Genomic DNA, 26973 nt, shown 5'->3' with positions numbered 1-26973 from the left:
GAGGAAAGTAAGGATGAAGAAATGGTGGATGGGGCTTGTTATCCTGATCATTTTGGGTTATGGGGCTGCACAATATAAACCGAAAGTCGATCCCGCTCAAGTATCGGTTGAAGACTTTCAAGCGCAAGATAAGGTTCCGCGGGAGAACGGGCTTTCGATTCGGATAACCCAAGATCAGATTTACAAAGGCAATTTGTTGCTGGTCAACAAGGATCATCCTGTTCCTCCAGAGGCTGAAGCGTCCGGGGCCGTGAATCTGTCTAAACATCTGGAGCTGGTGAACGGATTCGTGCTGCTGGATAACTCGATCCGGTTGTCGCCTAACTTGGCGCAAACATTCTCAACGATGATTGAGGCTGCCAAACTGGATGGAGTCAATCGCTTCATGATTAGCAGCGGCTATCGGGACGAGAAGGAGCAAAGCGCGCTGTACAAGAAAATGGGCCCTGACTACGCGATGCCGGCGGGCTACAGCGAGCACAATCTCGGGTTGTCGCTGGATATCGGGTCCACGCGAGGGAAGATGGAGCATGCCGCCGAAGGCAAGTGGCTGCAAGACAACGCCTGGAAGTACGGCTTTATTGTGCGTTACCCCGAGGACAAAACGGCTATCACGGGTATTCGGAATGAGCCCTGGCATTTTCGTTATGTCGGTTTGCCGCACAGCGCGATTATGGAGGAGAAAGCGTTTGTGCTGGAGGAATATTTGGATTTTTTGAAGGTCCAGAAGTCCATTAAGACCACGATAGACGACCAGGTGTATGAAGTTTTTTATTATCCCGTCTCCCACAATACAACGGTCCATGTGCCTGCAAAGGGCCGCTATGAGATTTCAGGCAACAATATCGATGGCGTGATTGTGACCGTGGAGGAGATTCCGGAGGAGGGGAACGAATGAAAGCCGGCAGCAAGTGGAAAAACGGGGTCGTTCGTGTGTTGCTTACTGTCTATATATTCTTGATGTTCAAAGTTATTGTGCTCAAGTTCCACCCGAGGGACGCATGGTTTCTGTGGGAGCGGCTGAAGCGGAATATAGCCCACACCGAGTATATCGTCGGTAATCTGCAAGCCGGCAACCTGATTCCTTTGAAAGAAATCTCCCAGACGCTGGATACGATGACGGGGCCTGGCCTGTTGAACCTGCTTGGAAATATCGTGATTTTCATCCCGTTCGGGCTACTCCTCGGCGCCCTGGGGAGAGCCGGAAAGCTGGCGCTGGCGGGGGCGTTATGGCGCTCCTTCGCAGTAAGTCTCGGGTTCGAAAGCGCACAAGTGTTATTCTCGATCGGAGCGTTCGACGTGGACGACCTAATTCTGAATTCCTTCGGAGGCGCATTGGGTTTCGTTATGTATAGGCTGGGTTCCCGGCTGACGACCGCGGCATCGAGTGTTCCGGACGGGAAACCGGCCCGATGAAGAAGATCTCACAGGAAAAAGCATTGGGGGAGGGAGAAAGTTGGACCGGCAGGAGAAAATCGCGATTTTGCGACAGTATGAGCCTTATTGCTACCAGATTTGCCATTATCTTTTACAGCGCGAGCCGCAGGCTTCCCGGGCGGCGGAGGCAACTTTGCTGAACATTGCGGGCGATGCCCGGTTTTTCACCGACTCCGACGAAGCGCGGAGGGAGAAGGTCCTCCGGACTAGCATCCGTGCGTCGCTGTTGCGGCAAGGAAAATCTGATACAATGTAGGTACTCCTAATCTTTATTTGCCTGAGGTGGGTCATGAAACCGATCACCATTCTAATAGCGGATGACGAGCCGGAAATTGCCGATTTGATAGAACTGCATTTGCTAAAAGAGGGCTACCGGTGCATCAAGGTGTCCGACGGGCTGGAGGCCGTCCAGGTCATTCGGACGAAGCCCGTCGATTTGGCGATTCTCGATATTATGATGCCGAATCTGGACGGCTACGACGCGACGCAGCTCATCCGGACAAGTCACCATCTGCCGATCATTTTTTTAAGCGCCAAAACGAGCGACCTCGATAAAATTACAGGACTGGTCCGAGGAGCCGATGATTATGTGACCAAGCCGTTCAACCCGATGGAATTGGTCGCTCGCGTAAATGCGCAGTTGCGGCGCGCTATGCAGTTCAATACTTCGGCTCCTTCGAGCCAATCCGTTTTGGAGGCGGGCGGCTTGGTCATCCATCCCGAACAACGAACCGTTTTTCTGTATAACAACCCGATTGAACTAACTCCGAAAGAATTCGATATTCTGTATCTGCTGGCCCGTCATCCGAAGAAGGTGTTCAGCACGGAAAATATTTTCGAGCATGTTTGGGGGGAAGCCTACTACCAGGGCGGCAATACGGTCATGGTGCATATACGCACGTTGCGGAAGAAGCTTGGGGAAGACATGCATAAGAACAAATGGATCAAGACGGTCTGGGGGGTAGGGTATTCGTTTAATGGCTAAACTCACCCGAAGCTTCCAGTTTAAAATGATTCTGCTGTTTGGTTTAAGTACCCTCTGCTCCGGTACGATCACCTATCTGATCTATAAAGTGCTCCAGATGTATTACCATACGACGAAGAGAGAGGACCCGTTGACTAAATATCGTTACTTAATCAGAGAAATCGGGGACGTCAACTTCTTCTTGATTCTTTTTATTCCTCTCTCCTTTTATTTTTTCTTTCTCTTCACGAAACGGTATTCGCTTTATTTCCATGAAATCTCGCGCGGAATCAATCAATTGGCCAACGGCGATTTCAATAGCAGGATCCACATTCAATCGAACGACGAGTTCGATGATGTTGCGCGGGATATCAATCTGGCCAGTGAAAAATTGAAGCAAGCGATCGAGAGGGGAGACTTCGCGGAGAACAGCAAAGAACAATTGGTGTTGAATTTGGCACACGATTTGCGTACGCCGCTCACTTCCGTGTTAGGCTACCTGGATTTCATTCTTCAGGGCGAAGGGCTGTCGGAGGAACAAATCAAACACTATACAGGCATTGCGTTCACCAAGTCTCAACGTTTGGAGAAGCTGATTGATGAGCTGTTTGAGATCGCCCGCATGAATTACGGCAAGCATCCGATTGACCAAAAACCGATCGATTTGAGCGAGCTGCTCATCCAATTAAACGAAGAGTTATATCCTGCTTTAGAAAAAAATAACCTGACCACCCGATTGAATGTGACCCCACATGTGACGATTTGGGGCGACGGAGATCAATTGGCGCGCGTATTCGAAAATCTTCTGACGAACGCTATCCGTTATGGCAAAGACGGCCAATATATAGATATTCATTGCCACGTGGATGCGGAGAATGCAGTGGTCCAGGTGGTCAATTATGGGAATCGCATTCCCCCGGAAGAGCTGCCGCATATTTTCGATATGTTTTATACGGGCGATAAAGCGCGCACCCAGCGGGAAGGAAGCTCCGGCATCGGCTTGTTCATTGCGAAAAATATTGTAGAGCAGCATCAAGGCACCATCACGGCCCAAAGCGACCGCATTCAAACGCTTTTTGAAGTTCGTTTCCCCCAAATAAAAGCATCCGACGGATCTGGCTAACCGCCCCCATAATACGCAATCACAAAATCCCTAAACTCGCGAGCGGCCAGTGATAAGTACCGTTTGTTATGCCAGGCAAGTTGAAAGTGGCGCTTACAAATCGGATATTCAATCGACAGCAGATGAAGCGGGGAATCCGGGCCGCCGCAATTGCCGACCAGCGCAACCCCGAGTCCGGCCCGAACCAGATTGGCGATGGCGGCGGGTTCGTCGACCCGGCACACGAAATTCGGCGTGATCCCAGCTTGGCGGAAGAACGCATCGTTCATTTTCTGAAAAGGAAACCCCTCTTTGTAGCCGATAAACGGGTCATTCGCGACCTCGTTCAAGCGGACGCTGGAATGGCCCGCTAATCGATGCCCCGGCGGAACCGCGAGATAAATGTCCTCCTTCATGACGGTCATCGTACTAAAATTCGCCTTTTCCATGGGCAGTGCCGTAAAGCATATATCCACTTCGCCGACTTCCAGGAGATGCGCCATCTCTTCCATCGAAGCCTGGGTAATCCGGAAGTTGACCTTCGGGTGAAGGGAGAGGAAAGCGCTCAAAGGCTCCGACAGACGTTCCAGCGTCGATGTCGCCAGATGAATGCTCCCTTGCTCCAATCCCGCGAGATCGGACAGCTCCTTCTGCCCCTCCTCCAACAAGGTGAGCGCCGCTTCGACTTTTTCCAGAAACGCCTTGCCAAAAGAATTGAGCCGAATTTGCCGGCCCTGACGGTCGAATAGCGGTACCCCTACATGTTCCTCCAACCGGGCGATCGTCTTGCTCAGAGCGGGCTGAGCGATCCGCAAATCCTCGGCCGCCTTCGTCATATGCTCCATCCGGGCCACCGTCCGAAAATACTGCAGCTGCAGCAGTTCCATCCTTCGTCCCTCCTCTTATATACTCAACGGAATGAATCATATAGAGTAAGATGTATTTTTATTTATCAATTATCCGCCATAAAATGAATCTAAGCAAGCGGAATCCAATCTTCCCGGGGAGATAGACTTGCGATTCGATGTCGGTGGGAGGAGCCCTACCATACAGAAAGCAGGATGAGGAAGTGGAAATCGGAGTTCATCAGCCAACTGGAGAGAAATTGATTCGAATTCTAGCCTTCACGCTTATCATCTCGGTGATGAGTGCGACGATGTTCAATATCGTATTGCCGGAGATTCGTGCGGACTATGCGCTTTCCTTCACGCAAGTGAGTTGGGTTACGTCGGCGTTTTTACTGATCTATGCCGTTGGAACGGTGGTCTATGGGAAACTGGCCGACATCTATAAGCTCAAAAACTTGCTGACGTTCGGCCTAGTCTTTTTTGCATTCGGCTCCTTGATCGGCCTGGTGGCTCAAGCTTACTGGATGGTCCTGCTTGGCCGGATTTTGCAGGCGGTGGGGGCGGCGGTCATTCCGGCTACAGCCGGTATTATTCCGGTTCGTTATTTTCCGCCGGAACGCCGGGGACGGGCACTGGGAATCTCGATGACCGGGTTGGCCATTGGCTCCGCCATCGGCCCGGTCGTAGCTTCCTTGGTGGTCAGTCTAGTGCATTGGAGATGGCTGTTTTGCATGCCGCTCTTCACCTTGTTCACCTTGCCCTATTACCGTAAGTACTTGGACGATGAACATGGAGAAGCAGGCAGCATCGACTGGATAGGCGGCGGACTGCTGGCTGCAACGGCTGCGCTGTTCCTGCTGGCTATCACGAACAAAGCGTGGATGCCCGCTGTCGGTGGCCTGATCGTGTTCGTGTTGTTTATGGTCAGAATCCGTTCCGTGCCAAATCCGTTCATCCGGCCGGACCTGTTCCGGAATAAGAGTTATTCCCTTGTGCTCGGGATCGCCTTCCTGACGACGGGGATCGGGTACTCGCTTCCGTTTCTGAGCCCGCAGCTGTTGTCCCAAGTCCATCATTTGGCTCCAGGACTGGTCGGCTTCGCGATGGTTCCTGCGGCCGTTACGACGGCGATTCTAGGTCGAAAAGCCGGCAAGCTCGCGGATGCGCGAGGCAATCCGTTTCTTTTCTATTCGGCATCCGCTCTGCTAGTAACCGGATTTGTTCTGTTGTCTTCCTTTGCGGGAATGAACCCGGTTGGGATCGCCGTCTTCTTGATTTTCGGCAATGTAGGGCAATCGTTCCTGATGATCGCCTTGTCGAATACGATCTCTCGGACTCTGCCGAAGGAAGAGACAGGAGTAGGCATGGGACTGCTCGCCATGATGAACTTTATTGCCGGAGCGGTTGCCGCCAGTGTGTACAGCACGACGGTGGATCTAGGCGCAAGCTGGGGTTGGAATACGATCAATTCGTCTTCGGGCGCGTTTGTGTACAGCAATATATATTTGGTGCTAGGGATTTTGCACGTCATCATTTTAGGGCTCTTTTATTTTCAATTCGGTAGAGCCGACAGTAGAAGGAGGAGTAGAGGATGAGAGCAGCGGCATTTTCTTCGTTCGGAGGACCGGAAGTTATGAAAGTGATGGAGTTTCCGGATCCGCAGGCCGGTCCGGGCCAAGTCCGGGTCCGCGTGAAAACAGCCGGCGTACAGCATTACGACTGCGCGGTACGGAGCGGTTGGACGCCGTCCTATGGAATTGCGGTGAATCTTCCGCAAATTCCGGGCAATGAATTCGCTGGGATCGTGGACCAGGTCGGAGACGGTGTTACCGGCTTTGCCATAGGGAGCCCCGTGCTCGGTTTCGCCCTACTGAACTGCTACGCTGAATACGTGGTTGTCGGTGCCGACCAAATCGTGAACAAGCCCGCGGCGATGTCTTGGGAAGAAGCAGGCGGGCTGACCGGCAACGGCCAGGGGGCTTACATTGCCTTGAAGGCAATCGGAGTCGAACCGGGCGATACGGTCTTGATCAACGGTGCGGCCGGATCGTTGGGGGCTTTTGCCGTACAACTGGCGAAGGTGTGGGGAGCCAAGACGGTCATCGGCACCGCAAGCGAGCGCAACCATGATTTTCTCCGTTCGCTGGGCGCGGTACCCATTACGTATGAGGAAGGGGTTGCCGAACGGGTGCGGGCGCTCGCACCGGACGGCGTCGACGCCGCCTTCGATACGGCTGGAGGGGAAGGGCTTCGGGCCGCGGTGGAATTAGTAGCAGATAAAAACCGCATCTGCACGTTCTACGCCTACGATCTCATAGAGGAGCTTGGCCTTCGCGTCGTCCGCGGGGAACGGTCGGCGGCTCGCCTGGCCGAACTGGTGGACCTTCATGCGCAGGGCAAGCTTCACATCCCCATCCGACAGGTCTTCCCGCTGGAGCGGGCGGACGATGCGCACCGGGCAATCGAATCGAGGCACGGCCGCGGGAAAATTGTGCTTCGGATGGATCAATAACATTCTGCTCACAGCGGGCGACTGACAAGAATAGTCGGTCGCCTTTCCCGTTAGCGGGCAAACTGATCGATGATCATGTACACCATAAGCGCGGTCAGGAGAAAGACGGCAATCAAATAGTAGATCGTGTTTCGTCTCCAAGCCGCGAGTGAGCCACAGGTAGCTTGAGCATAATGTGAAGCCGTCAAGCCGGACAAAACGCCCATGATGACAAACCACGGCTCGTAAAACAAAAGATCCCATAAGGCGAGGCTATGAGCATCGAGCACACTCCAGCCGGTGAAATGCATCGTAATGACCCCACCCAAGTAAAGTGCCTTTGTAACGATTCCGGCCACTCCATGAGCAAGTAGAAAGGCGGTAAAGACAAGCGTTGGGAGTAATACAACGAGTCGAGGGATCTTCCTGCCTCCAAGGAATGGGACCCATTGCGGCAGCACTTTTCCCCACGGCTTGACAAGCCCAATCAAGATGAATCCGCACAGCACGATCTCCACGCCGGCGATGTAGCTGGCCATGTAAAAGGCTTCCAGATCTACGGGTTCCCCTGCCATGCCGATCGGACCGCCGGCCGCTTGATAGAATCGAACGAAGACCGCATACAGGAGAGCCCAAATGCAACCGGCGTAAGCCGGCCATACGGCAGTCTTCGTAAAGCGTTCAAAGGAAATTAATTTGGAATCGGCTAACATTAAACCAGCTCCTTCATCATGAATGGGACAAGGCAGCAGTTGCACCGCTGTGTCATTCATCTTACATGAAGGAGCCTCCTTTGGAACGCGTCTGCAGGTCTGTTCTAGTACCCTTCCCGGGAACTGTTCCGCAACCTCAGATTGCTCTTCAGTCCGGGCGCATAAGCCCCTGTTTCCAAGCGAATACAGCCGCCTTCGTACGATCCAGCAAATGCAGCTTGCTTAATATATTGCTGACATGGCCTTTGACCGTCTTCTCACTAATGATCAACTGCTCGGCGATTTCCGCATTGGTAAGACCGTGGGCGATCAATCGAAGCACCTCCAGCTCTCGCTCGCTCAGGTCGGCGAAAGGGTCCGAAGCGGCAAACTTCGTGTTATGGATCTCCTGTACGACTCTTGAGGCCACACGCGGATGCAGGATCGATTCGCCGAGTACGGCTCTGTATACGGTCTCCAGCAGTTGGTTGGGGTCAATATCCTTCAGAACATAAGATAGCGCCCCTGCACGAAACGCCGGAAAAATATGTTCATCATCTTCATACGAAGTCAACACAATCACCTGCGAGCGGGGACTTACTTGCTTCACGCGGCGTGTGGTCTCAACACCATCCAGACCGGGCATCACCAAATCCATGAGTACGATATCGGGTACATGCTCTGCCGCTAGGGCTACGGCCTTCTCGCCATTATCGGCTTCGCCCACCACGCTGCAATTGGCTTGGATCGTAAACAGCATACGCAAGCCCTGCCGTACGATCGCATGGTCGTCTACAATCAGAATCGTTATCGGTTCCGCAGGTTTCATGTTCTCCGTCGGCATCCTCCGTATTCTTATGATTCTCCGGCAGCTTGCATCGGATCGTGATGCTCGTACCTTGCCCGCGCTCGCTCCGGATATCGATCTGACCGCCCATCGCTTGCACCCGCTCCCTCATGGAGGACAACCCAATCCCTTGACGATCCGCTTGCGGCACGTCGAATCCACGGCCATTGTCGCAGATGACAAGCGTCGCTTCCTCGGCACATTCCAGACGGATGCTCACCAGGCTGGCTCTGCTATGTCGGGCGGCATTGGACAAGGCCTCCTGCGTGATGCGGAAGAATGCTTCTTCCATCGAGGGAGGAATTGGCCGCCGGCCACGCACCTCAATAGAGGTCTGGATTCCCGTTTGACCCTGCCAAGTGCGGGCGTACTCCTCCAGGGCATGCGCGAAAGGCTTGCTCTCCAAGGCGACCGGGCGCAATTCCCGAATCAAGGCGCTGAGCTCCTGCTTCGTCTCGTTGATCAGGCTCTCCGCTTCGGTCAAATGCGAACGCAAGGCCTGCTCGTCTTGTCCAATCATCGATTTGGCGGTGTTCACCCAGATCGAGACCGCGAACATTTGCTGTTTGACGCTATCGTGGAGGTCCCGCGCCAGACGGTTGCGTTCCTCTAGCGTAGCCAGATCCTGACGCTCTCTAAGCAGCTGTTGAAGCTGCATCGCCATTTGGTTCAGCCGCTGCGCCACCTCCCCGAGCTCGTCGCCGGAAGGATCTTTTACGAACGTATCAAAATCGCCTTGACTCCATCGATCCGCCGAATACAAGATTCTCCGGATCCGGCGCACCAGGCTTCGCGAAGTGACGATTCCAAAAGCGAAGCCGACAACCGCCGCCCCTATAAAGAAGATTCCTAGGCTAAGACCGATAAATTGAAAATAATACGTCCAGATTTGGCGGAATGTAAACCGGAATTGTTCCGCCCTGACCACCAATACTCCGTAGATCTCCTTTTGATTCGCAAGAGGAGCCACTACATACACAGAATCTTCTTCGCCATATGTAGAGACGGAGGACTCCTCTTGAACCGCGGCCCTCATACGCTGCTGTACCGCTTCAGGTAAGCTTGCCAACCATTCACGGCGTTCCGGGAGTGGATCGCCTGCGGCTGCTATCAGCTCACCATTACGATCTACGGCTGCAGAATAGCCCTGGAATTCGACGCCCATTTCTGATGGCCATTCGCTTAAGGTTGCGGCCAGCTTGTCCTGATTGATGAAGGCTCCGCTAAAATTGGCGCCTACATTTTCAGCGACCCGACCTACTTGAACGGCAAGAATTTGATTCTTTCTATAGTCGTTCGAGATGTATAGCACCAGAACAAAAAGGAGCTCGATCGCGATTAGGACGACAATCGTGGTAACGATATAGAAAAATGTTAATTTCCATTGAAGACGGCGGAATCGCTGAAAGCCGAAGGGAGCGTTCATTTCCTTCCTCTTCCCCTTTCCCATCAACCCAGTTCATTGTATTTCGTTTATCTTACCACCAACTATGTTAGAATGAAAAAGAAATGCTCCATTACGAGAGGTATCCATGCAGGTCATTCGCGACGTTCGCAAGTTTGTATCGATCCCCCAAGCGAGAACGCTGCTCACCATGCTGTTTCTTTATGGAATAGGAACGGGTATTCTAGCTCCCATGAATGCGGTCTATCTCGAGAGCCTCGGGCTTACCAAAGCCCAGATCGTAGCCGTCTTCTCAGTCTCCTTGTCGAGCAACATGGCGATTACGATTACCGTCGGCTGGATCGGCGACCGTCTCAAGAGCAAGAAGAGGCTCCCGGTAGCAGCAGCTTTCCTATGCATCATCGGGCTAACCCTTTACATGAATGCCGAGGGCTTTCGCAGTGCGCTTATTGGAATGACGATTGCGGTTGCACCGTCCGGCATGATCATGGGGCAGCTGTTCGGGATGGCCAGGAATCATTTCTCCCGTGCCGCCGGGGACATTGTGGAGATGGCCCAGCTATGGCTTCGGGCCTCCTATAGCGTTGGTTTTTTTGCGGGTTTGCTGCTTGGTGCGAACATCTTCCTCATCGCCACGTTTAGAGGCGTACTGTGGGGGAATATGGCCGGGTATGTGTGTTTGGTCGTTTTGCTGCTGTGGTTCAAGGAAACAACGGGAGAACCGAAAGCGAAGCAAGCGGCCAAAGGGGAACCGTTTTCCCTGATTATGCTGATTGCCCTTCTAACTCTCTCTTGCGCCGATGCCATTCGGGGCTTATATTTGCAGCTAGTCGTCTTAAAGCTGTTCGGTAAACCGGAGATCATGTCCTACATATGGAGCGCTCAGGCGGTATTCGAACTGTTGTTCATGACTTTGGGCGGATATTGGGCGGCCCGGTATGGCAGTAAGCGGATTATTTTTCTTGGCGGTTGCTTCGCGCTTGCCACTTTTTTGACGTATACGAGCAGTCCAGCCCTTCCCGTCTTTTTTGTCGTACAGCCGTTGTATTCGTTGTTTGTTTCGATTCTGTATGGAGTTGCCATGGGCTACGTACAGCGGATGTTCCTGAGCCGAACCAGCTTCGGAGCCAGCTTATACGTGTTCATCTCGCAGACGGCTTCTTTAATAGGATATGGCTTGCCTCTGTTCATTCAGGGAATAACACCGAACATCTTCTTCATCCCCAGCTCGCTTACAGCCCTGTCCTTACTTATGATTGGCATGGTGTTGTACCGGGAGAGAAGGGTTCGGGGATACGATTAATATAATAAGGGAGACGTCAAATGCGCAGTTACAGCTACTTCTGCAATACGAGAATCGAGATGGGGATGGGACTATCCGGACAACTGCCCGAACTGTTGAGCTCGTTGAACATCGGTTCATCGATTCTACTAGTCAGCGATCCAGGTATCGTGAAGGCAGGGATCGTATCCCCGATTCAGGCGGCTTTGGAGGCGTCCGGTTACCGGGTCGATCTGTTCGATACGGTCTCGCCGAATCCGAGGGATACGGAATGCTTGGCCGGGGCCGAGCGGTTTCGCGAGCAGGGTATAGAGGCTGTGGTCGCCATCGGGGGCGGCAGTGCAATGGATACGGGGAAAGCGATCGCGCTCTTGGGTCCCAATGGAGGGACGCCGATTGACTATGTAGAAGGGAAACGGCCGTACACCAACATCGCTCCCATCATTTGTGTCCCGACTACGGCAGGCACCGGATCGGAGGTAACGCGTTCCGCCGTCATTACCGAGGCGTCCACGCATCGGAAGCTGACCCTTAAGCATGCAACGCTACGGCCGCTGATGGCCATCCTGGATCCGAAGCTAACATTCACCGTACCAAGGGCAGTCACAGCGGCCACAGGGGTGGATGCCCTCGTTCATGCCATAGAAGGCTATACGTGCAGAGCAACCAATCCCATCTCACAAGCGTTCGGCGCAAGGGCGATGCAGACGATTGTTGAGGCGCTGCCGATTGTCTTCCGGGATCCCGGGCACGAACGGGCGCGGTATAACATGTTGGAGGGCAGCCTGCTCGCGGGCTTGTGCTTCGGTTCTAGCGATGTGGCCGCTGTCCACTGCTTGGCCGAGGCGCTGGGCGGACTGTACGATACGCCTCATGGAGTCGCCAACGCCGTATTCCTGCCCTATGTGTTGCAATATAACACGCAGGAGGAGAAACCGATCCATGCCGCTCTGGCACGCATTATGCATTTCGCGACGGAGTCGGATCCAGATGAAATCGCGATTCACAAAATGATAACCGGAATCCGGGACTTTACAGCGATGCTCGAAATTCCGAAGCTGAAGGACCTGCCGGGGGTAAGGAAAGAGGATTTTGCGCGAATTGTCGAGTTGGCGGTCCGGAATAATTCGACACCTAGCAATATCCGTTCGATTGGGGCCGAGGAGTACATGCAGATTCTACAAGCCGCCTACGACGAAAAATACCTTTACTCTACTACGTCGATTTGATAAGATAATCGCAATATTCAAATGCGATGATGAGACGAGTAGATAAACGGGCGTTTTCCCAGAGAGCTCCGGCCGGTGAAAAGGAGCAAAAGGCCCTTTATTGAAAAAAGCCTCGGAGCAGCGCAAAGGAACCGCGAGGGGATGGTGCGACAGGAGCTCCTGTTACAGAGCTAGAGTATAAGCATCGGCTGCCGATGCCGTACTTGAAGAGGCCCGCTATGGCGACATAGGGGCGAATCTGGGGTGGTACCACGAGGATACGAATCTCGTCCCTAAGACTACGGTCTTGGGGGTGGGATTTTTTTATTTTGTGCCATTAACTTTGAACGAGGATGATCCAAATAAACTTGAGGAGTGAACGATCAATGTCGCGTTTAAGAGCAGCCGTCGTAGGCGCTACAGGTATGGCCGGTCAGCAATTCGTGCTGGCGCTGGCCGGGCATCCGAATATCGAAGTGGTCACCATGGTGACCTCCAGAACGGTGTCCAGCTATAGAGAGGCATTGTTGGAAGCGAACGGATCGTCCAGATGGACGCAGAGCGAGCCGGTTCCGACGGAGATGCTGGAGGTCCCGGTTGTGAGCTCCAAGGAATTTCGCCCCGATTCGGTGGATGTGATCTTCACCGCGATCGAGTCCGAGCTGGCTCAGGAGCTGGAGCCTTGGTTCGCCCAGACGACGCCCACGTTCTCGACCGCGTCGGCGTTCCGCTACTTCAGCGATACCCCCTTGCTCATCACGGGTGTCAATGACGACCACGCAGCCCTGGTGCGCAAGCAGCAGCAGGAGCGTGGGTGGAGAGGCTTCGTGGTGCCCGTCCCCAATTGTACGGTGACCGGGTTGGCCATTACGCTCAAGCCTTTGCATGAGCAGTTCGGCATCAACAGCGTGCTCATGGTGTCCATGCAATCCGTGAGCGGAGCGGGGAGAAGCCCTGGGATCCGGACGCTGGACATCCTGGACAACATCATCCCTTACATTCCGAAGGAAGAGGGGAAGGTGCGAACGGAGCTGCTGAAAATCCTGGGACAATATACCGGCGAGGGTATCCAGCCAGCGGAGATCAATATCAACTGCATCTGCACTCGAGCCAACGTCCTGGACGGACACACGGAGTCCGTGTTCGTCGGGCTGCAGCGGCCGGCCGGTCTCGAGGAGGTCAGAGCCGTCCTGGATGCTTACAATCCGTTCGGGCAGAGACGTCTGCATTCCGCGCCGGAGCGGATGATCCATGTGTTCGACGATCCGTATCGGCCTCAGCCCCGCTTGGATCGCGAGCTGGGAGGCGGGATGACCACGAGCCTGGGGAGACTCGAAGCGGAGCCGGTGTTGGGTGGAGTCAAATATTTGCTAGTCTCGCACAACACGAAGATGGGGGCGGGCAAGGGAGCGGTGCTGCTGGCCGAATCGATGCTGGAGCAGGGCTTGTTAAGCTGATATAATACAATAGGATTGTAACGAAAGGGACGGAGATCGTGGGCACGATCTCCGTCCTTGTTTGGAACCAGAAGAGTTTATAGAGTGCTCGAAGCCTGGACGAGGAGCTTGGACAACAGCTCATAATCAGGCGTTTGCCCTTCCTTGATTTTGATCCATTTGCGCTCGGGCGGACCGTCCCACCCCTTCGGCACGTCGATCTCGGTCGTATTGAAGATCATGAACGCTATGGAGTCCTTGGAGGGCGTGATGACGGCGGCATATTTGCCGTTTTTCAGAAAATGGGGCTTCTTGTACTGAATACGCTCGTCTACCCCGGGGATGGACTGATGCACCATCTCGCGGAGACGATTGCTGAGCTCGACCTGCCAAGGGAGGTTAAGGGCTTCGATAAAGGCGGTAACTTCCGGATTCATGGATAATGGGGCTCCTTCCAATTAGTTAGTATACTTAATATATACCACAATAGGAATATTCCTGTAAAGGAATATTTCGGTTATTTTCAAATAGGGGGTCGATCAAGGATGCTGAGTGCAGAACTACGGGACAAAAAAGGGTGGCTGTTCGATCTGGACGGCTGTCTCTATCATACGGATCAACCGGCTCCTGGGGCGCAGGAATTGCTGGAGCTGCTGCAGAGGGACGGGAAGCAAGTTGCCTGTGTAACGAATAATTCCCGACAATCACCGGGCGAAATTGCCGAGAAGCTGGCGTGGATGGGATTCGACCTGGCGCCGGATCAGATCTTCCCCGCTACGGATGCCGTCGGCCGCTACATACGGAAGCGCTACGGGGTTAGCACCGTTATGGTGGCCGGCTCGGAGAGCCTGGAGCGGGCGATCGAGGGGCAGGGACATCGGACGATCCAGCTGGATGCGGTCCAGACGGCCGACATTATCGTCATCGGGCGGGACACGGAGTTCACATTCGACAAGTTGCAGGCGATCGTCGAGCAGGAAAAGCGTGGGGCTCGAATCGTCACGGCCAATCCGGACATGTGGCATCCCGGACCCGGGGGACGCCGGGTGCCGGAGACGGGGGCGCTCGCGGCTGCCGTGGCCGCCATTACGGGTAAACCGATGGAGACGGTAGGCAAGCCGGAGCCGCATCTGTTCCAATATGCCATGAGGCTTTTCGGAGCGGATCCGGAGCAGTGCGTGATGGTGGGGGATAACTTGAACACCGACATCGCCGGCGGCCGCGGGGCGGGGATGAGCACGGTGTGGATCCGAGGTCTCGATCCGATTCAGCAAGTAGGCGGCGGTGCGGAGGAGCCAACTCCGAACCTGGTCGTCCTCGACATGCTAGAGCTGCTGGCGTTGTACAAAGGGTTTTCCGAATAGCCCCCCTCTTCAAGAACCGGTGTCAGGCGATGCCGGTTTTTTGCTCGAGCCAATAGAAGCATCCCCAGAAGAACGCAAGCCCAAGAACGGCTAGTACAACCGTAGAGGGAACGAGAGCAAACGCGAAGCTGGAAATGGCAAGTCCGGCAACGAAGCTGAGGAAGGTTGTCAGGAACGGCCAGCGTCCTGCGCTTCGGCCTAACAGGACGCTAAAGAAAATCAGGAAGATGAGGCCGGACATGAGCAGAAGAAGCGAGAACACAAACGCGACCGTCGACCAACCCCACGTCAAGAGCGGCTCGGACCGGAACAGCTGCCCGTCCGCCAACCCATTCTGCACGCTTAGGCCGAGCAGCATCACGCCCGTGATCAGCAGCACCTCGATGACGATCGCCGCATATTTGGCCAGCAGCAGCTTCGTACGGTGCACCGGCAAGGACAGCAACCGGAAGACGGTGTTATGCCGCCACTCCTCCAGCCAGATGTTGAACGCGTGCAGGAACGGCAGGGACAGAGCGACCACGAACAGGATGACGTTCATATTCAGGATGAGGGGGTAGGGGGGCGTTTCTGTAAAATAGGGAATCGAGACGAACCCGCCATGCAGCAGGACGAGCGTCGTCAGAGTCATCCATAGGGCGGTTCTCCGGTTGCGCAGGTCGGTCTTGAGCAGACGGCTAAATGCGTGCATGATCGTACACCTCCTTCCAAATCTCGAAGAGCGACTGGTTCCGTTCCAGCCTCAGCGTCTCGACGTCCCCTTCCAGGAGCAGCCGGCCGTCGTGCACGATCAGCACGCCGTCCAGCATCGTCTCGACCTCCGACACCTCTTGAGTCGTGATCAGGATCGATTGGCCCTCCTCCATAAAATCCTCTACGATCGCTTGCGCGATCTGCTTCCGGGCGAACGGATCGATTCCCGAGAACGGCTCGTCGAGCAGCACGTATTTCGACTGCCGGCTCAGGGCCAGGAGCAGGTTCATCTTGGCGCGCGTGCCCTTGGATGCGCTCTGGATGCGCATGTCCGGACGGAGCTCGAGGAACTCGGCCAAGTGCCGGGCTTTGTCCCGGTCCCAGTCTACATACATATCCGCCATGTATGTCATCGCGTCGGACAGCTTCATCCACGTATACCAAGCCTGGTTATCAGGGAGGTAGGAGAGGGCCTTCCTGGAATCGAGTCCGGGCGGCTTCCCATCGATCGTGACGCGGCCTTCGTCCAAGCGCAGCAACCCGGCGACGGCCTTGAGCACCGTCGATTTGCCGGCGCCGTTCGTCCCGAGCAGGCCAACGATGCGCCCTTCCTCCGCGGTGAAGGACAGATCGTCCAGGGCGCGCTTGCTCCCGAATGATTTTATAGCGTGCTCCACTTGGATCATTGCGGCTCCCCCTGCTTCATGTAGGTATGGATCAACTTCAGGATCTTCTCGTCCGGTTGTCCGAAAGAACGCAGCAGCTCGATGCTCCGGCGGACCGCCGTGTCGAGGGCTTCCTGCCGCAGCGCTTCGATGACGGTCCAGTCGCTCGTGACATAGCTGCCTTGCCCCCGATGGGTGACGACCAGATGGGTATCCTCCATCTCCCGGTACGCCCGCTGGATCGTGTTGGGATTGACGCCCAGCTGCTTCGCCAGCTCACGGCGGGAGGGGATTTCCTGACCGGGCGCGTATGTGCCGTTGATGATCTTGATCCTGAAGTCTTCGATGATTTGGGTGTACACCGGTTCTCGGGTATGAAATTCCATTGCGATCTCCCGTCTCTCGCTAAAACTGTATCTCTGTATTAGTTAATTAATACGGTAACACATGAGGATGGTGGGAGCAATAGAGTTTTTTCATCGGTTTTTGTGGGGGCAGCGGTTCGCGGGGGTGTGGATAGACGGGAGGGCAGGGGCGGTAAAGGCGGCGGGGAGCGGGTAACGGAGTTGCAAGAGGGAAAACCTCCCCCTCTTTCGTCTGGAAACGTCCAAATCCAAATGGTGTGAGGGAAAACCTCCCTCTCATTCCGGCATTTTGCCCGATTTTTGGTCGATTTGTTGGGAAAAGAGGGAGGTTTTCCCTCTGTAGGGGCTGAATTGGGGCAATGACGCTGGAAGAGGGGGAGGTTTTCCCTCTCGTGGTTTCATTAGGTCTTTTGTAAGGGATTTGTCAGTTTTCGACTTTATAATTAGGTCTATGGGCATGGCAAATGTGTGTTGTGCGCAAATTTCTAATTAGGAGAGTAGAAACCTTGATGAGCAAATGGAGAAAAAGGAGAGATCTATTCGGGTCTGCGGTTGTGATGCTATTTATGCTAATAGCGCTAATTGGGGTCACGCCTCAGTTGAGCTTCGCGCAACCTACACCACTTACTCCGCCTACCTTGACGGCGGACACGACGAACAATGCAATCGATCAGGATATCGAGCTGACATTTACACCTGTTCTGGCTTGGGAGGAGGCGTTCGCTCAGAGTGGCTATATTGAGATAATAGATAGTGGCGGCATGGGGTCCGCCCAGATCGCTCATGGCTCCAGTTGTTACGCCTTTACCTCAGGGAAACTGACCATCTCATCTTTTTGCGGCTTCCAGTTTGGAGTGAATGAGGTTCATGTAAAGGTGTCGGGTTATACGGATGCTACGGTCTCACAAATGATACTGGGATATGCTCCACCGGAGCTGACTCCAGATCCAACCGTTCTCAGCCCCTCAGAAGATATCATTCTTACATTTCAGGATTCTGTGGGTTGGCAGGGCATGTTTTCAATGATTCCTCCCACGGTCAAAGTTCGGAATAGCGCGGGGGAGTTTGTGCTTCAGCCAACGGAATATGACACAACTGTCCAAGGAGAGTTCAAGATTTTAGGCAAGGAAACAGACAGCATACTCCAATACGGCGTAAATACGATAATAATTTCGGTACCCTCGTTCCAAGACGTCGAAGTCGTGCAGCTAATTCCAATTCCGTCTCCGGTACTAACAGCAGATATGACGAACAACGTTACCGGGCTAGACTTAACCATCACGTTCCAGGACGACCCGGCATGGCGGAGCCATGTGACCGCAGTCAGCGCAAGTGTGAACGAGAATAACGTAGTGACCACTATCACATTGAACACACCCGAAGATTATACACTTAGTGCAGGGCAATTGGTCATCAAGTCCAATCGCTTGGTACAGGGAAGCTATGATATCCGAATTCAAGCAACCGGCTACGCAGATGCGACGGTACCGCAAACGGTCGATAAATTTCAAACCATGATGACTTTGTCGATTCGTCAAGGAGCCGAGACGGAATATGCTACGATAACGGCTACCGTCACCGCTGATGTCATACCTGAAGTCCGTGACATCCGACCTACCGGTGTTTTGAAGTTCAAAGACAACGGGATTGCGTTCAAATCCATACCCCTCGATGCAAACGGGGAAGCCTCTTGGACGGGCGCGTTTATGATGGGAACACGGAATATTTCAGCGGAATATGTGGGTGATGCTTCGCATCACGCTTCTACATCCGCTTCAATGCCCATGAACGTCACGATAGCTCAGATGGCCGGCGATGGCACATCGACGTCTCCTTATGAGATCCGGACTCCGGGACAACTTAGTGAGATTCGCAATAGACCCAGCACAACGGATACGTACTACAAGCTGGTGGCCGATTTGGATTTAACGGAGTACTCGGCCAATGAGAACGGAGCGGGCTGGAAGCCATACAATTTCGCAGGCATCTTAGACGGGCAGGGTCACGAGATTACCAATTTAACTATAAACAGACCTTCCTCCTCGTATCTTGGACTATTCGGCGGCGTGGCTGGGACTGTAAAGAATTTGATGGCAACCCATGTTAATATTAGAGGTACGAATTCCTTAGGAAGTATTGTCGGCAGCCTGAATCGTGGAAAATTGGATCATGTTGGCGCGAGCGGTTTAATCGAGTCCACTGACACTAACTATGCCCTTGCAGGTGGACTTGTGGGCTACGTAAGCGGCCCAGGTTGGGAGATCGCGGATAGTTACTCCGATGTCGAGGTGAGAGGGGTCTCTGATGTCGGAGGTTTAGTTGGCCATATTCATTTAACCGGTAGAGAAGGAGCAATCTTTCGATCCTACGCTGTAGGAAAGGTTCTTGCAACGGGAACGGATGCCCCCGTGAAAGGCGGGCTGATTGGCAGATCGTATCCCAGTGATGTTACAATTAGTGACTCCTATTGGGACACTGGTACCACAACGCAGGCGCAGGCCATTGGTGATAATTCAGGTGGTGAGCAGGGCAAAAAGACGACGGGAGAGATGAAATCTCCTGATACCTACGCCACCTGGAGCACGGACAAATGGAACTTCCTAGCGGGACAGTACCCGAAAATGAAGTTTGCGAAGCCTGTCACGGTCAATTTGGGAAGCTCCGTGTCGGAGGCGGTATACGGGAATTCAGTCACGTTCACCGTAACGGTAACACCAGGGGCAGCGGATGATGGAACTCCTGCCGGAACGATTACATTTAAAGACGGCGCAACCGTGTTGGGAGACCCGGTCGCCCTGACGAACGGTACCGCCTCGCTCACGACGACGGCGCTGCCGAAAGGCAGCCGCAGCATAACCGCCCTGTACAGCGGGGATTCCGTGTTCGCTTCCGGCAACTCGTCCGCGAAAACCGTTACGGTCTACACCAGGATCGGCACCCAACTGACGTTAACGAGCTCGGTGAGCTCGGCCGTGTATGGGCAGCCTGTCACGTACACGGTCCAAGTAACGCCGGTGACGCTAATTGGCGGGGTGCCGACCGGCACGGTGGAGTTTAAGGAAGGGAGCACGACGCTGGGAACGGCAACACTGAATGCACAAGGGGTGGCCCAGTGGACAACAGCCGACCTATCGGTAGGAGCTCACAACATCTGGGCTAACTATCTGGGGGCCGATATCCATGGCGGGAACGACACATCGAGCATCTCGATCAACATCAATCCCGTTCCTACGAATGTGACATTGACTAGTACGGTCATCCAGACAGTGTACGGAGCCCCGGTCACACTTACGGCAGCGGTGACGCCAGGACAGGCGACCGGAACGATTACATTCAAGGACGGCACAATAGTGCTGGGTGGCCCAGTTGCCCTGACGAATGGTACGGCCTCGCTCACAACGACGGCGCTTCCGGAAGGCAGTCACACCATAACCGCCCAGTACAGCGGGGATTCTGTATTTTCCTCCGGTAACTCCTCCGCAACAACCGTTACGGTTTACAGTAGGATTGGCACCCAACTGATGTTGACGAGCTCGGTAAATTCTGCCGTCTATGGTCAGCCTGTTACGTACAACGTGCTGGTAACGCCGGTAGTAGAGATCGGCGGGGTGCCGAGCGGCACGGTGGAGTTCAAGGAAGGAAGCACTACGCTGGGAACTGCAACACTGAATGCACAAGGGGAGGCTCAGTGGACAACATTCGACCTGTCGGTAGGAGCTCACAACATCTGGGCTAACTATCTGGGGGCCGGGATCCATGGAAGTAACGATACACCGAGCAACCCAATCAACATTTTACCGGCTCCTACGATTGTGACTTTGTCTACGGTCACCCAGGCGGTTTATGGACGTCCGGCGACAATTACCGCTACTGTCACCGCAGCCGTCTATGGACGCGGTGTGCCAAGCGGTACGGTAAAATTCTTTGAAGGCAGTCTGGAATTGGGCGAAAGCGAGCTTGATGGGGAAGGGAAAGCTATCTACATGAGCTCTACTTTATCCCTCGGAACCCATATGATTTTAGCCATGTATTCCGGGGACTCAGCGTTTACTCCCGGGTTGACGCCAACCCCATTTGCATGGACCGTGTTGGAGCGGAACAATGCGGCGCTGAGTGGATTGGCGCTGTTGGCGGGATCGTCGACCATTCCGCTTAAACCCGCCTTCGAAGCGGAGAGATTGTATTATGAAGCGACCGTCCCTAATAACGTCGATAGAGTCCAGATTCTAGCCACGGCTGAGGATGAATACGCGACCATTCTAGTGAATGGTGTCGGAGCCCAGAGCGGGCTGGCCAGCTCGAGTATTAACCTGAATGTCGGTTTGAATCCGATTGAGGTAAAAGTAGTGGCACAGAACAATTACCCATGGCCCTACACTGTGGATGTAACTCGTTCCGGCTCGCCGGATGCCCAGCTTAGCGGATTGAGTTTGAAAACGGCGGATGCGAGCGGGACGCCGATCGCCCTCAGACCAGCTTTCACAGCGGGCAATTTGAACTATACCGCTTCGGTTGGTTACGACGTATCGGCGGTTCAGGTAACCTCGGTCACGAATAGCGTGTACGCCACTTTGACTGTGAATGACGTGGCTGTCGCCTCCGGAGCGGCATCGCACAGCCTCTCCCTGCAGGAAGGCCCGAACACGATTGTCGTGAAGGTGACGGCTCAGGACGGGACCCCGTTGACCTACACCGTGGTGGTGAACCGGGAAGCGGCCCCTAGCACAGGCTCCAATCCGGCACCAACCGTTCCGACAACCGGAACCAGACAAGTGGATGTCGTCGTAGGCGATAACCAATCGGTGGCGGCGAAGGTCGATATTACCCGCAGCACCGAGAACGGCCTGCAGGTCGACACGGTGAAGTTCGATGAGAAGAAAGCGGAAGAATCGATCAACAAAGCGCTCGCTGCCGGCCAGACCGTCACACGCATCGTCATCGACGATCTGCCCAATAACCCGGCGGACGAAGTGAAGGTCGACTTGCCGAAGAGCACCATTGGTAAGCTGAAAGACAGCGACGTTACACTCGAGATCGCCACGAAGGACGTCAAGATCACATTGTCGCAGGATACGCTGGAGAAGCTGAGCGGCGACAACAAAGACTTCTTCTTCCGCATCGTGCCGATCAACAAGCCGGAGGAGCGGAAGCAAACGGAAGACCGCGCCGTGACGGCGGATCAAGTGAAGCAGGTCGCCCAAGGCGGCGACGTCGATGTCGTCGGTAAGCCGATGACGATCGAGACGAACTATAGCAGCCGCGCGACGAAGGTGGAATTCCCACTGGCGGGCATCAACCTCCCGACCGATCCGCAGGAGCTGCAGCGTTTCCTCGACGGGCTCAGCGTCTATATCGAGCATAGTGACGGGGAGAAGGCGCTGCAACGCGGCACCATCATCTACGATAAAGCAGGCAAGCCGGTCGGACTCGAGATTACGATTGAGAAGTTCAGTACATTCACAATAGTCAGCGTACAAAAGCCGGCGATGACGTACGAGAAATATATCTTTGGCTACGAGGACGGGACATTCCGTCCGGAAGCGCCAATCACACGCGCTGAGATTGCTGCGATCCTCGCACGTAACTCGAAGCAGACGGTACCAGCCGCTCCGACGGCTGCTTATACTGATGTGCCGGCCAGCCACTGGGCCAGCGGCTATATCGCCGCTCTGCAAAGCACGGGCGTCATGAACGGCTATGACGGCGGCGTGTTCCGCCCCGACGCCCCCATCACGCGCGCGGAGCTCGCGAAGCTCGCCGCTGCGCTGGCCGAAGTGGCTTCGACCACCGCGCCTGTACAGGCGCCTGTCTTCGCAGATTCGACCGGCCACTGGGCTGAAGCATCGATCGCCAAGGTTCAGGCGATCAGCCTCATGCAGGGCTACGCCGACGGACTGTTCCACCCCGACGGTCAATTGACTCGGGCGGAGGCGGTTACCGTGCTCAATCGTCTGTACCATCGACCGCACCGGTCGGGCGTGACGAAATCGACTTGGTCCGATGTCTCGCTCACGCATTGGGCGTCGGCGGATGTAGAATCGGCTTCCACGACTTTTACCCAATAAGCAAGAAACGCGTTTCTTCTGCTCTCAGCAGAGGAAGCGCGTTTTTTCATTCTTCATTCTGATTTTCTGGTAAACTAAGTTCGATCCCATCAACGAAAGGAGCAATCTCCCTGCTCAACATTACTCAGATCCAAGCACGCATTCCTCATCGGTATCCCTTTCTGCTAGTAGATCGGATTATCGAGATCGAGGCCGGCAAACGTGCGGTAGGCGTCAAAAATGTGACCCTCAATGAACCGTTTTTTGCCGGCCATTTTCCGGATTATCCCGTAATGCCTGGTGTGCTAATTGTCGAAGCTTTAGCCCAAGTAGGCGGGCTGGCCGTCTCGAATCCGGAGGAGAGCCGCAACACGATCGGGTTGCTGGCTGGGATCGATAACTGCCGGTTCAAGCGGCAAGTGACGCCGGGGGATCGGCTGATCCTGGAATTCGAAGTCACTCGGGCCAAAGGCTCGATCGTGAAAGGGAAGGGCACCGCCAAAGTGGACGGAGAAACGGCCTGTGAGGCAGAAATCATGTTCGCGTTAAGCGCGGTCTAGCGCTAGTAACGCTCACGAACCACATTCAGGTGATGGACGGCGTGCCCGACGATAAAGTACACCAGCGCCGCCGCGGTCGCCCGAGCGGTGTTCAGGACACAGGCCCGCAGCAGCTCCTCTTCAGTGAGACCCTGTACAAGCGCAATCGTAGCAGCCCGGACGGCGCGAAATTCGGCGACCAGCTCGCTAAGAGGACGACGGTCGAAGTTAGTGGCGGTTACATAGAGCTCCTGGTGTCGCGGCAGAGGAGTTTGATCGTTCCTGGCAGCGACGAGCAGCCGATAATTCATGATGCGCTCCGTATCGAGGATATGGCCGAGCACTTCCTTGAGACTCCACTTGCCTTCGCTGTAGCGGTACAAGCTCCTCTCTTCGCTGAACGTGTAGTACACCGAAAGAAGGTCTTGCTCCTGCTTTTGGAGAAGTAAGATCAGATCCTCTTCTGGAACGGCGTCGAGGTAAGGAGCGAAGTGCGGCGGGAAATCGCCTTCCTGCGGTTTGGGGATATGCATGGCGGGTGCACCTCCTGTTGGACGTTATGAAGCTTAATTGTAGCAGAACGGAGGCGGAGAATGAAGGACAAAGTACTCGAAGCGTATAATAAAATGGCCCTGGATTACGAAAAGCACGTCGATACCGAAAGCGGACATAACGCCTATTACGAACGGCCGGCCATGGTGAACATGCTGCCTACCGAGATGCGGGGGCAATCCGCCTTGGATGCAGGTTGCGCAGCAGGGTGGTATACGGAGCGGTTGATGAAGCTCGGAGCAAGCGTGACGGCGATCGATTTAAGCCCCGAGATGGTGGAAGCCTGCAAGAGACGCGTGAACGGGAAGGCGACGGTATTTGCTTGCGATCTGACGGAGCCGCTTCCGCTCGAGAACGACTCGTTCGATCTCATTGTCAGTTCGTTGACGCTGCATTATCTTGACGATTGGGGGCCGACCTTCCGGGAGTTTCGTCGAATCTTGAAGCCCGGGGGGACGTTCATCTACTCGGTCCATCATCCCTTTGCGGATTTTAAGCTCTTTGACAGGCCGGATTATTTCGCTCATGAGCTGCTGAAGGATACTTGGAACAAAAAAGAGGCGGGTATCGTCGAGGTGACCTTCTACCGGAGACCGCTCCAAGAGATCGTGAACGTAACCGCCGAACACTTCGTGATCGATCGTATCGTTGAGCCGCAGCCAAGCCCGGATTTCGCGAAGGATCCCCAGGCATCGGAATGGTATAAGCGATGGGAGGAGCCGTTGTCCAAAAATCCGCATTTCCTAATCGTGAAGGCCCAGAAAAGGTAACGATGAGAGACATGAGCAGATGGTTCCGTTACAATTGGATCGTTCGGGAAGAATGGCTGGATTGGTGCGAACGGCTCTCGAACGATGAACTGCTGCGGCCGAGAGTGGGAGGGGCTGGCGGTATTCTGGCTACTTTCGTCCATATCCTGGATGTCGAGTATAGTTGGATCCGAGGGATGCAGGGCAAGTCAGATGTACCGATTCGTCTCGAAGCCTATGCGTCGCTACAGCAGGTGAGGGAATTATCAGCCCTCTGCCAGTCCGAGATCGAACCATTCTCGGATTCCTGGGATCCCCGCCAGGAGGATCTTCCGGTTCACGTTCCGTGGACAGAAGAAGCCCACGCACAAGGCGAGATCTTACGCCATCTCATTGCTCATGAAATTCATCATATAGGGCAGTTGTCGGTCTGGTCCCGAGAACTTGGTCTTCAACCAGTGTCGGCCAATGTGATCGGACGTAAAATCTATGCTGCTAGGGAATAACCACGACCCAGAATGCTCGGTATGTGGTAAAATTATCCTAAAAACCTATAAGGTGGTGTTCCATTGGACTTCATCCCAGCTAGAGAAGCGGTAATAGGCATCCCCGTGGAGGATTACGACAGTGCGATTGATTGGTATGTAAAGGTATTGGGGTGTGAGTTGGTTTTCAAAATGGGCATTGCCCAAGTGAAGCTGCCTTCGGGACAAAAGCTGCTTCTTTATGAACCGGACCCGGAAGAGTCTAGCATTTGGTATGCCGGAGACTATAAGGCCCATCCGCATTTCTGCATCCAATTCGTCACATCGGATATCCGGCGGCTGCGCGAGGAGTTAATCGCGAACGGGGCGCGCGTTGGTGATCTGGCACGAGGCGGCGGAGGGGGCTGGGACATGATGTTCTATGATCCTAGCGGCAACCGGCTCTGGGCGATCGAAGATCCGAAGAAGTGAGTGAACGGATGGAAGACCATACTTGGAAGGAGCGATTCCAATGAAAACCATACCGGTCGAGATCGTGGAGTTGGAGGGCAAGCAGTTCGTGGGGCTTCCGGTCACATGTTCGTATAGCGATCCGTCCCCTATCGGAGCGGTTCAATCCGCCTTCATGGAGAGACGCGACGAGATCCTTCATGCCGCGAATCCGGAGAAGTACGTTTGCCTGCATTTTTCGAATGAGGTGTTGTTCACGTACATTTACTGCATGGAGGTGTCGGATGCGTCGGAGAAGCCGGAGGGGATGATCTCCTTCAGGTTGCCGGCCAACACGTACGCTTGCATCAAGCAGCCCCAGGACGAGCCCTACAGTACGATCCAGAAGTACATAGCCGAGCACGGATGGGAGCTGAACGCCGGGACGCTTTCCATGGAAGTGTTCCGGTTCGGGCAGGCCGAAAGCAAGTATAACGCCGAGATCTACGTTCCGATTCGGACGGCCTGAATCCGCGACGCGACCAGGCTCCGCTCTTTTACAAGGGCGGAGCTTTTTGAACGCCAAAAAGGGGCCGCAGGGCCCCTCTCCGTTGAATGACGTTGTTATTGCTGCTGGCTGGCCAAGTGTTGGGCCAATTGATCGAACGTGGCGGTGAACCCTTGAGCCACCATTGGCCTCATGCCTTCGAACGCCGCGCGTTCCTGCTCGGTGGCGTTGATCGGACCACCCTGCAGGGTGAGCAGCGTCTGGCCGTCCTGCTCGGTCAGCGTCAGGATGTTGATGATCTCCAGCGGCCAGTCGGCGTTGAACGGGGCGCGGATCGTGTTGCCTTCGGCATCGCAGAACGACTGGATATAGACGAGCTTATCGGGAGGAGAGATCTCCTCATACACGAATTTCCCCCACATGACATGGCCCTCCGGGGAACGCTGGCTGCCCAGGAACATGCCGCCCGGACGCAGGTCCAGCTGGACGACGTCCAGGGTGAAGCCTTTGGGGCCCCACCAGCGCTTCAGATGCTCGGGATCCGTCCACGCTTGGAAAACGAGCTCGCGAGGGGCATTGAAGACGCGGGAGAGAACCAGTGCGTGTTCGGTAGCTTGAGAGTCGGACATCAGATAGCCTCCTTGAGTATGATTGTTGGGATGAGTGATCGATCGATTTCACTGGGGTGATAGGGCTCACTTTATAATATATAACATATATGGAATATTCCTGTAAAGGAATACAATTATAATTTTTTGAGAAATTCCCCCATCACGCCCGTTCCTCATACAAGCCGGAGCGCGCCTGGAACCAACGGAACAGGTGCGTGCAGATAACCTTCAGCACGGCGTAGCCCGGGATCGCCAGG

27 protein-coding genes and 1 pseudogene are annotated in these 26973 nt (G+C 54.6%); 18 read left to right on the top strand and 10 right to left on the bottom strand.

All coding sequences use genetic code 11. From position 1 onward, the window contains the following. The first annotated feature begins 13 nt into the window (after nucleotides 1-13). From ACI5FR_RS32485 to ACI5FR_RS32465, 5 genes are read left to right on the top strand one after another with little or no spacing between them, the layout of a single operon-like run. On the top strand, nucleotides 14-898 hold the full coding sequence (locus ACI5FR_RS32485; RefSeq protein WP_405462343.1) for a M15 family metallopeptidase: 885 nt from the start codon (nucleotides 14-16) through the stop codon (nucleotides 896-898). Then, a complete protein-coding gene (locus ACI5FR_RS32480; RefSeq protein ID WP_405462340.1) occupies nucleotides 895-1416 on the top strand; it encodes a VanZ family protein in 522 nt (173 codons plus the stop codon). Before ACI5FR_RS32485 ends, ACI5FR_RS32480 begins: the two co-directional genes overlap by 4 nt. A 40-nt stretch (nucleotides 1417-1456) precedes the next feature. After that, nucleotides 1457-1693, top strand: coding sequence for a hypothetical protein (locus ACI5FR_RS32475; RefSeq protein ID WP_405462337.1), 237 nt, complete (start codon nucleotides 1457-1459; stop codon nucleotides 1691-1693). A gap of 33 nt (nucleotides 1694-1726) precedes the next feature. Beyond that, nucleotides 1727-2422, top strand: coding sequence for a response regulator transcription factor (locus ACI5FR_RS32470; protein WP_405462336.1), 696 nt, complete (start codon nucleotides 1727-1729; stop codon nucleotides 2420-2422). Further along, nucleotides 2415-3524 (top strand): sensor histidine kinase, encoded by a 1110-nt coding sequence (locus tag ACI5FR_RS32465; protein ID WP_405462333.1) that lies wholly within the window; start codon nucleotides 2415-2417, stop codon nucleotides 3522-3524. The genes ACI5FR_RS32470 and ACI5FR_RS32465 overlap by 8 nt, the downstream gene beginning before the upstream one ends. Here ACI5FR_RS32465 and ACI5FR_RS32460 read toward each other — a convergent pair. Beyond that, nucleotides 3521-4390 (bottom strand): LysR family transcriptional regulator, encoded by an 870-nt coding sequence (locus ACI5FR_RS32460; RefSeq protein ID WP_405462331.1) that lies wholly within the window; start codon nucleotides 4388-4390, stop codon nucleotides 3521-3523. The genes ACI5FR_RS32465 and ACI5FR_RS32460 overlap by 4 nt on opposite strands. Before the next feature lie 137 nt (nucleotides 4391-4527). Between ACI5FR_RS32460 and ACI5FR_RS32455 the strand changes: the two genes are divergently transcribed. Together ACI5FR_RS32455 and ACI5FR_RS32450 are read left to right on the top strand one after the other, a co-directional pair. Continuing rightward, nucleotides 4528-5946: an MFS transporter gene (locus tag ACI5FR_RS32455; protein ID WP_405462329.1), complete on the top strand. Its 1419-nt coding sequence runs from the start codon at nucleotides 4528-4530 to the stop codon at nucleotides 5944-5946. Beyond that, a complete protein-coding gene (locus ACI5FR_RS32450) occupies nucleotides 5943-6863 on the top strand; it encodes an NADP-dependent oxidoreductase (protein WP_405462327.1) in 921 nt (306 codons plus the stop codon). Before ACI5FR_RS32455 ends, ACI5FR_RS32450 begins: the two co-directional genes overlap by 4 nt. A 50-nt stretch (nucleotides 6864-6913) precedes the next feature. Here the strand turns inward: ACI5FR_RS32450 and ACI5FR_RS32445 are convergent, their stop codons facing one another. The 3 genes from ACI5FR_RS32445 to ACI5FR_RS32435 all read right to left on the bottom strand — a co-directional run bounded on the left by ACI5FR_RS32445 (nucleotide 6914) and on the right by ACI5FR_RS32435 (nucleotide 9807). Beyond that, complete coding sequence (locus ACI5FR_RS32445; protein WP_405462325.1) at nucleotides 6914-7615, bottom strand: DUF3995 domain-containing protein; 702 nt, start codon at nucleotides 7613-7615, stop codon at nucleotides 6914-6916. An 88-nt stretch (nucleotides 7616-7703) separates the two neighbouring features. Next, a complete protein-coding gene (locus ACI5FR_RS32440; protein ID WP_405462324.1) occupies nucleotides 7704-8294 on the bottom strand; it encodes a response regulator in 591 nt (196 codons plus the stop codon). After that, nucleotides 8245-9807 carry a HAMP domain-containing sensor histidine kinase gene (locus ACI5FR_RS32435; protein WP_405462322.1) on the bottom strand — a complete coding sequence of 521 codons (1563 nt, stop codon included), beginning with the start codon at nucleotides 9805-9807 and terminating at the stop codon, nucleotides 8245-8247. The genes ACI5FR_RS32440 and ACI5FR_RS32435 overlap by 50 nt, the downstream gene beginning before the upstream one ends. A 106-nt stretch (nucleotides 9808-9913) precedes the next feature. Between ACI5FR_RS32435 and ACI5FR_RS32430 the strand changes: the two genes are divergently transcribed. The 3 genes from ACI5FR_RS32430 to asd all read left to right on the top strand — a co-directional run bounded on the left by ACI5FR_RS32430 (nucleotide 9914) and on the right by asd (nucleotide 13733). Further along, nucleotides 9914-11089, top strand: coding sequence for an MFS transporter (locus ACI5FR_RS32430; RefSeq protein ID WP_405462320.1), 1176 nt, complete (start codon nucleotides 9914-9916; stop codon nucleotides 11087-11089). A gap of 20 nt (nucleotides 11090-11109) precedes the next feature. After that, complete coding sequence (locus ACI5FR_RS32425) at nucleotides 11110-12297, top strand: iron-containing alcohol dehydrogenase (protein ID WP_405462318.1); 1188 nt, start codon at nucleotides 11110-11112, stop codon at nucleotides 12295-12297. A gap of 365 nt (nucleotides 12298-12662) precedes the next feature. Further along, complete coding sequence (asd, locus tag ACI5FR_RS32420; RefSeq protein WP_405462316.1) at nucleotides 12663-13733, top strand: aspartate-semialdehyde dehydrogenase; 1071 nt, start codon at nucleotides 12663-12665, stop codon at nucleotides 13731-13733. A gap of 77 nt (nucleotides 13734-13810) precedes the next feature. On the opposite strand, the gene ACI5FR_RS32415 is transcribed toward asd, so the two are convergent. Further along, nucleotides 13811-14149, bottom strand: a complete 339-nt coding sequence (locus ACI5FR_RS32415) for a DUF1801 domain-containing protein (RefSeq protein WP_405462314.1) — start codon at nucleotides 14147-14149, stop codon at nucleotides 13811-13813. A gap of 108 nt (nucleotides 14150-14257) precedes the next feature. Here ACI5FR_RS32415 and ACI5FR_RS32410 point away from each other — a divergent pair, with 108 nt between their 5' ends. Then, nucleotides 14258-15076 (top strand): HAD-IIA family hydrolase, encoded by an 819-nt coding sequence (locus ACI5FR_RS32410; RefSeq protein ID WP_405462312.1) that lies wholly within the window; start codon nucleotides 14258-14260, stop codon nucleotides 15074-15076. A 22-nt stretch (nucleotides 15077-15098) separates the two neighbouring features. Here the strand turns inward: ACI5FR_RS32410 and ACI5FR_RS32405 are convergent, their stop codons facing one another. The 3 genes from ACI5FR_RS32405 to ACI5FR_RS32395 are packed head-to-tail and all read right to left on the bottom strand — an operon-like array spanning nucleotide 15099 to nucleotide 16820. Continuing rightward, nucleotides 15099-15767 carry an ABC-2 transporter permease gene (locus ACI5FR_RS32405; RefSeq protein ID WP_405462310.1) on the bottom strand — a complete coding sequence of 223 codons (669 nt, stop codon included), beginning with the start codon at nucleotides 15765-15767 and terminating at the stop codon, nucleotides 15099-15101. After that, on the bottom strand, nucleotides 15754-16455 hold the full coding sequence (locus ACI5FR_RS32400) for an ABC transporter ATP-binding protein (RefSeq protein WP_405462308.1): 702 nt from the start codon (nucleotides 16453-16455) through the stop codon (nucleotides 15754-15756). Before ACI5FR_RS32400 ends, ACI5FR_RS32405 begins: the two co-directional genes overlap by 14 nt. Further along, nucleotides 16452-16820: a GntR family transcriptional regulator gene (locus tag ACI5FR_RS32395; protein WP_405462305.1), complete on the bottom strand. Its 369-nt coding sequence runs from the start codon at nucleotides 16818-16820 to the stop codon at nucleotides 16452-16454. Before ACI5FR_RS32395 ends, ACI5FR_RS32400 begins: the two co-directional genes overlap by 4 nt. 443 nt (nucleotides 16821-17263) lie before the next feature. Between ACI5FR_RS32395 and ACI5FR_RS32390 the strand changes: the two are divergent. The 3 genes and pseudogenes from ACI5FR_RS32390 to fabZ form a co-directional block, all read left to right on the top strand. Beyond that, nucleotides 17264-18583 (top strand): annotated as a pseudogene (locus ACI5FR_RS32390) (hemoblobin-interacting domain-containing protein); the annotation flags it as partial. Between the two features lie 765 nt (nucleotides 18584-19348). After that, nucleotides 19349-22864 (top strand): Ig-like domain repeat protein, encoded by a 3516-nt coding sequence (locus ACI5FR_RS32385; RefSeq protein ID WP_405462386.1) that lies wholly within the window; start codon nucleotides 19349-19351, stop codon nucleotides 22862-22864. A 110-nt stretch (nucleotides 22865-22974) separates the two neighbouring features. Then, nucleotides 22975-23403, top strand: coding sequence for a 3-hydroxyacyl-ACP dehydratase FabZ (gene fabZ, locus ACI5FR_RS32380; protein WP_405462383.1), 429 nt, complete (start codon nucleotides 22975-22977; stop codon nucleotides 23401-23403). Between the two features lie 2 nt (nucleotides 23404-23405). Here fabZ and ACI5FR_RS32375 read toward each other — a convergent pair whose 3' ends face one another. Then, entirely contained in the window at nucleotides 23406-23915 is a 510-nt protein-coding gene (locus tag ACI5FR_RS32375) for a DinB family protein (protein WP_405462303.1), read from the bottom strand. Between the two features lie 60 nt (nucleotides 23916-23975). Here ACI5FR_RS32375 and ACI5FR_RS32370 point away from each other — a divergent pair, with 60 nt between their 5' ends. The 4 genes from ACI5FR_RS32370 to ACI5FR_RS32355 all read left to right on the top strand — a co-directional run bounded on the left by ACI5FR_RS32370 (nucleotide 23976) and on the right by ACI5FR_RS32355 (nucleotide 26126). Then, the gene (locus ACI5FR_RS32370) at nucleotides 23976-24704 is read left to right on the top strand and encodes a class I SAM-dependent methyltransferase (RefSeq protein WP_405462302.1); all 729 of its coding nucleotides are present in this window, start codon (nucleotides 23976-23978) and stop codon (nucleotides 24702-24704) included. Nucleotides 24705-24715: 11 nt separating this feature from the next. Continuing rightward, on the top strand, nucleotides 24716-25189 hold the full coding sequence (locus tag ACI5FR_RS32365) for a DinB family protein (protein WP_405462300.1): 474 nt from the start codon (nucleotides 24716-24718) through the stop codon (nucleotides 25187-25189). 63 nt (nucleotides 25190-25252) lie between these two features. Further along, on the top strand, nucleotides 25253-25639 hold the full coding sequence (locus ACI5FR_RS32360) for a VOC family protein (protein ID WP_405462298.1): 387 nt from the start codon (nucleotides 25253-25255) through the stop codon (nucleotides 25637-25639). Between the two features lie 40 nt (nucleotides 25640-25679). Further along, nucleotides 25680-26126, top strand: a complete 447-nt coding sequence (locus tag ACI5FR_RS32355) for a GyrI-like domain-containing protein (protein WP_405462296.1) — start codon at nucleotides 25680-25682, stop codon at nucleotides 26124-26126. A 95-nt stretch (nucleotides 26127-26221) separates the two neighbouring features. Here the strand turns inward: ACI5FR_RS32355 and ACI5FR_RS32350 are convergent, their stop codons facing one another. After that, nucleotides 26222-26734 (bottom strand): SRPBCC family protein, encoded by a 513-nt coding sequence (locus tag ACI5FR_RS32350; RefSeq protein ID WP_405462294.1) that lies wholly within the window; start codon nucleotides 26732-26734, stop codon nucleotides 26222-26224. Between the last annotated feature and the right edge of the window lie 239 nt (nucleotides 26735-26973).

It is taken from the genome of Paenibacillus sp. HJGM_3 (assembly GCF_045062745.1).
GTDB lineage: Bacteria > Bacillota > Bacilli > Paenibacillales > NBRC-103111 > Paenibacillus_AA.
Note: the sequence above shows the minus strand (reverse complement) of the source record. Positions and strands in the feature narration are given on the sequence as shown.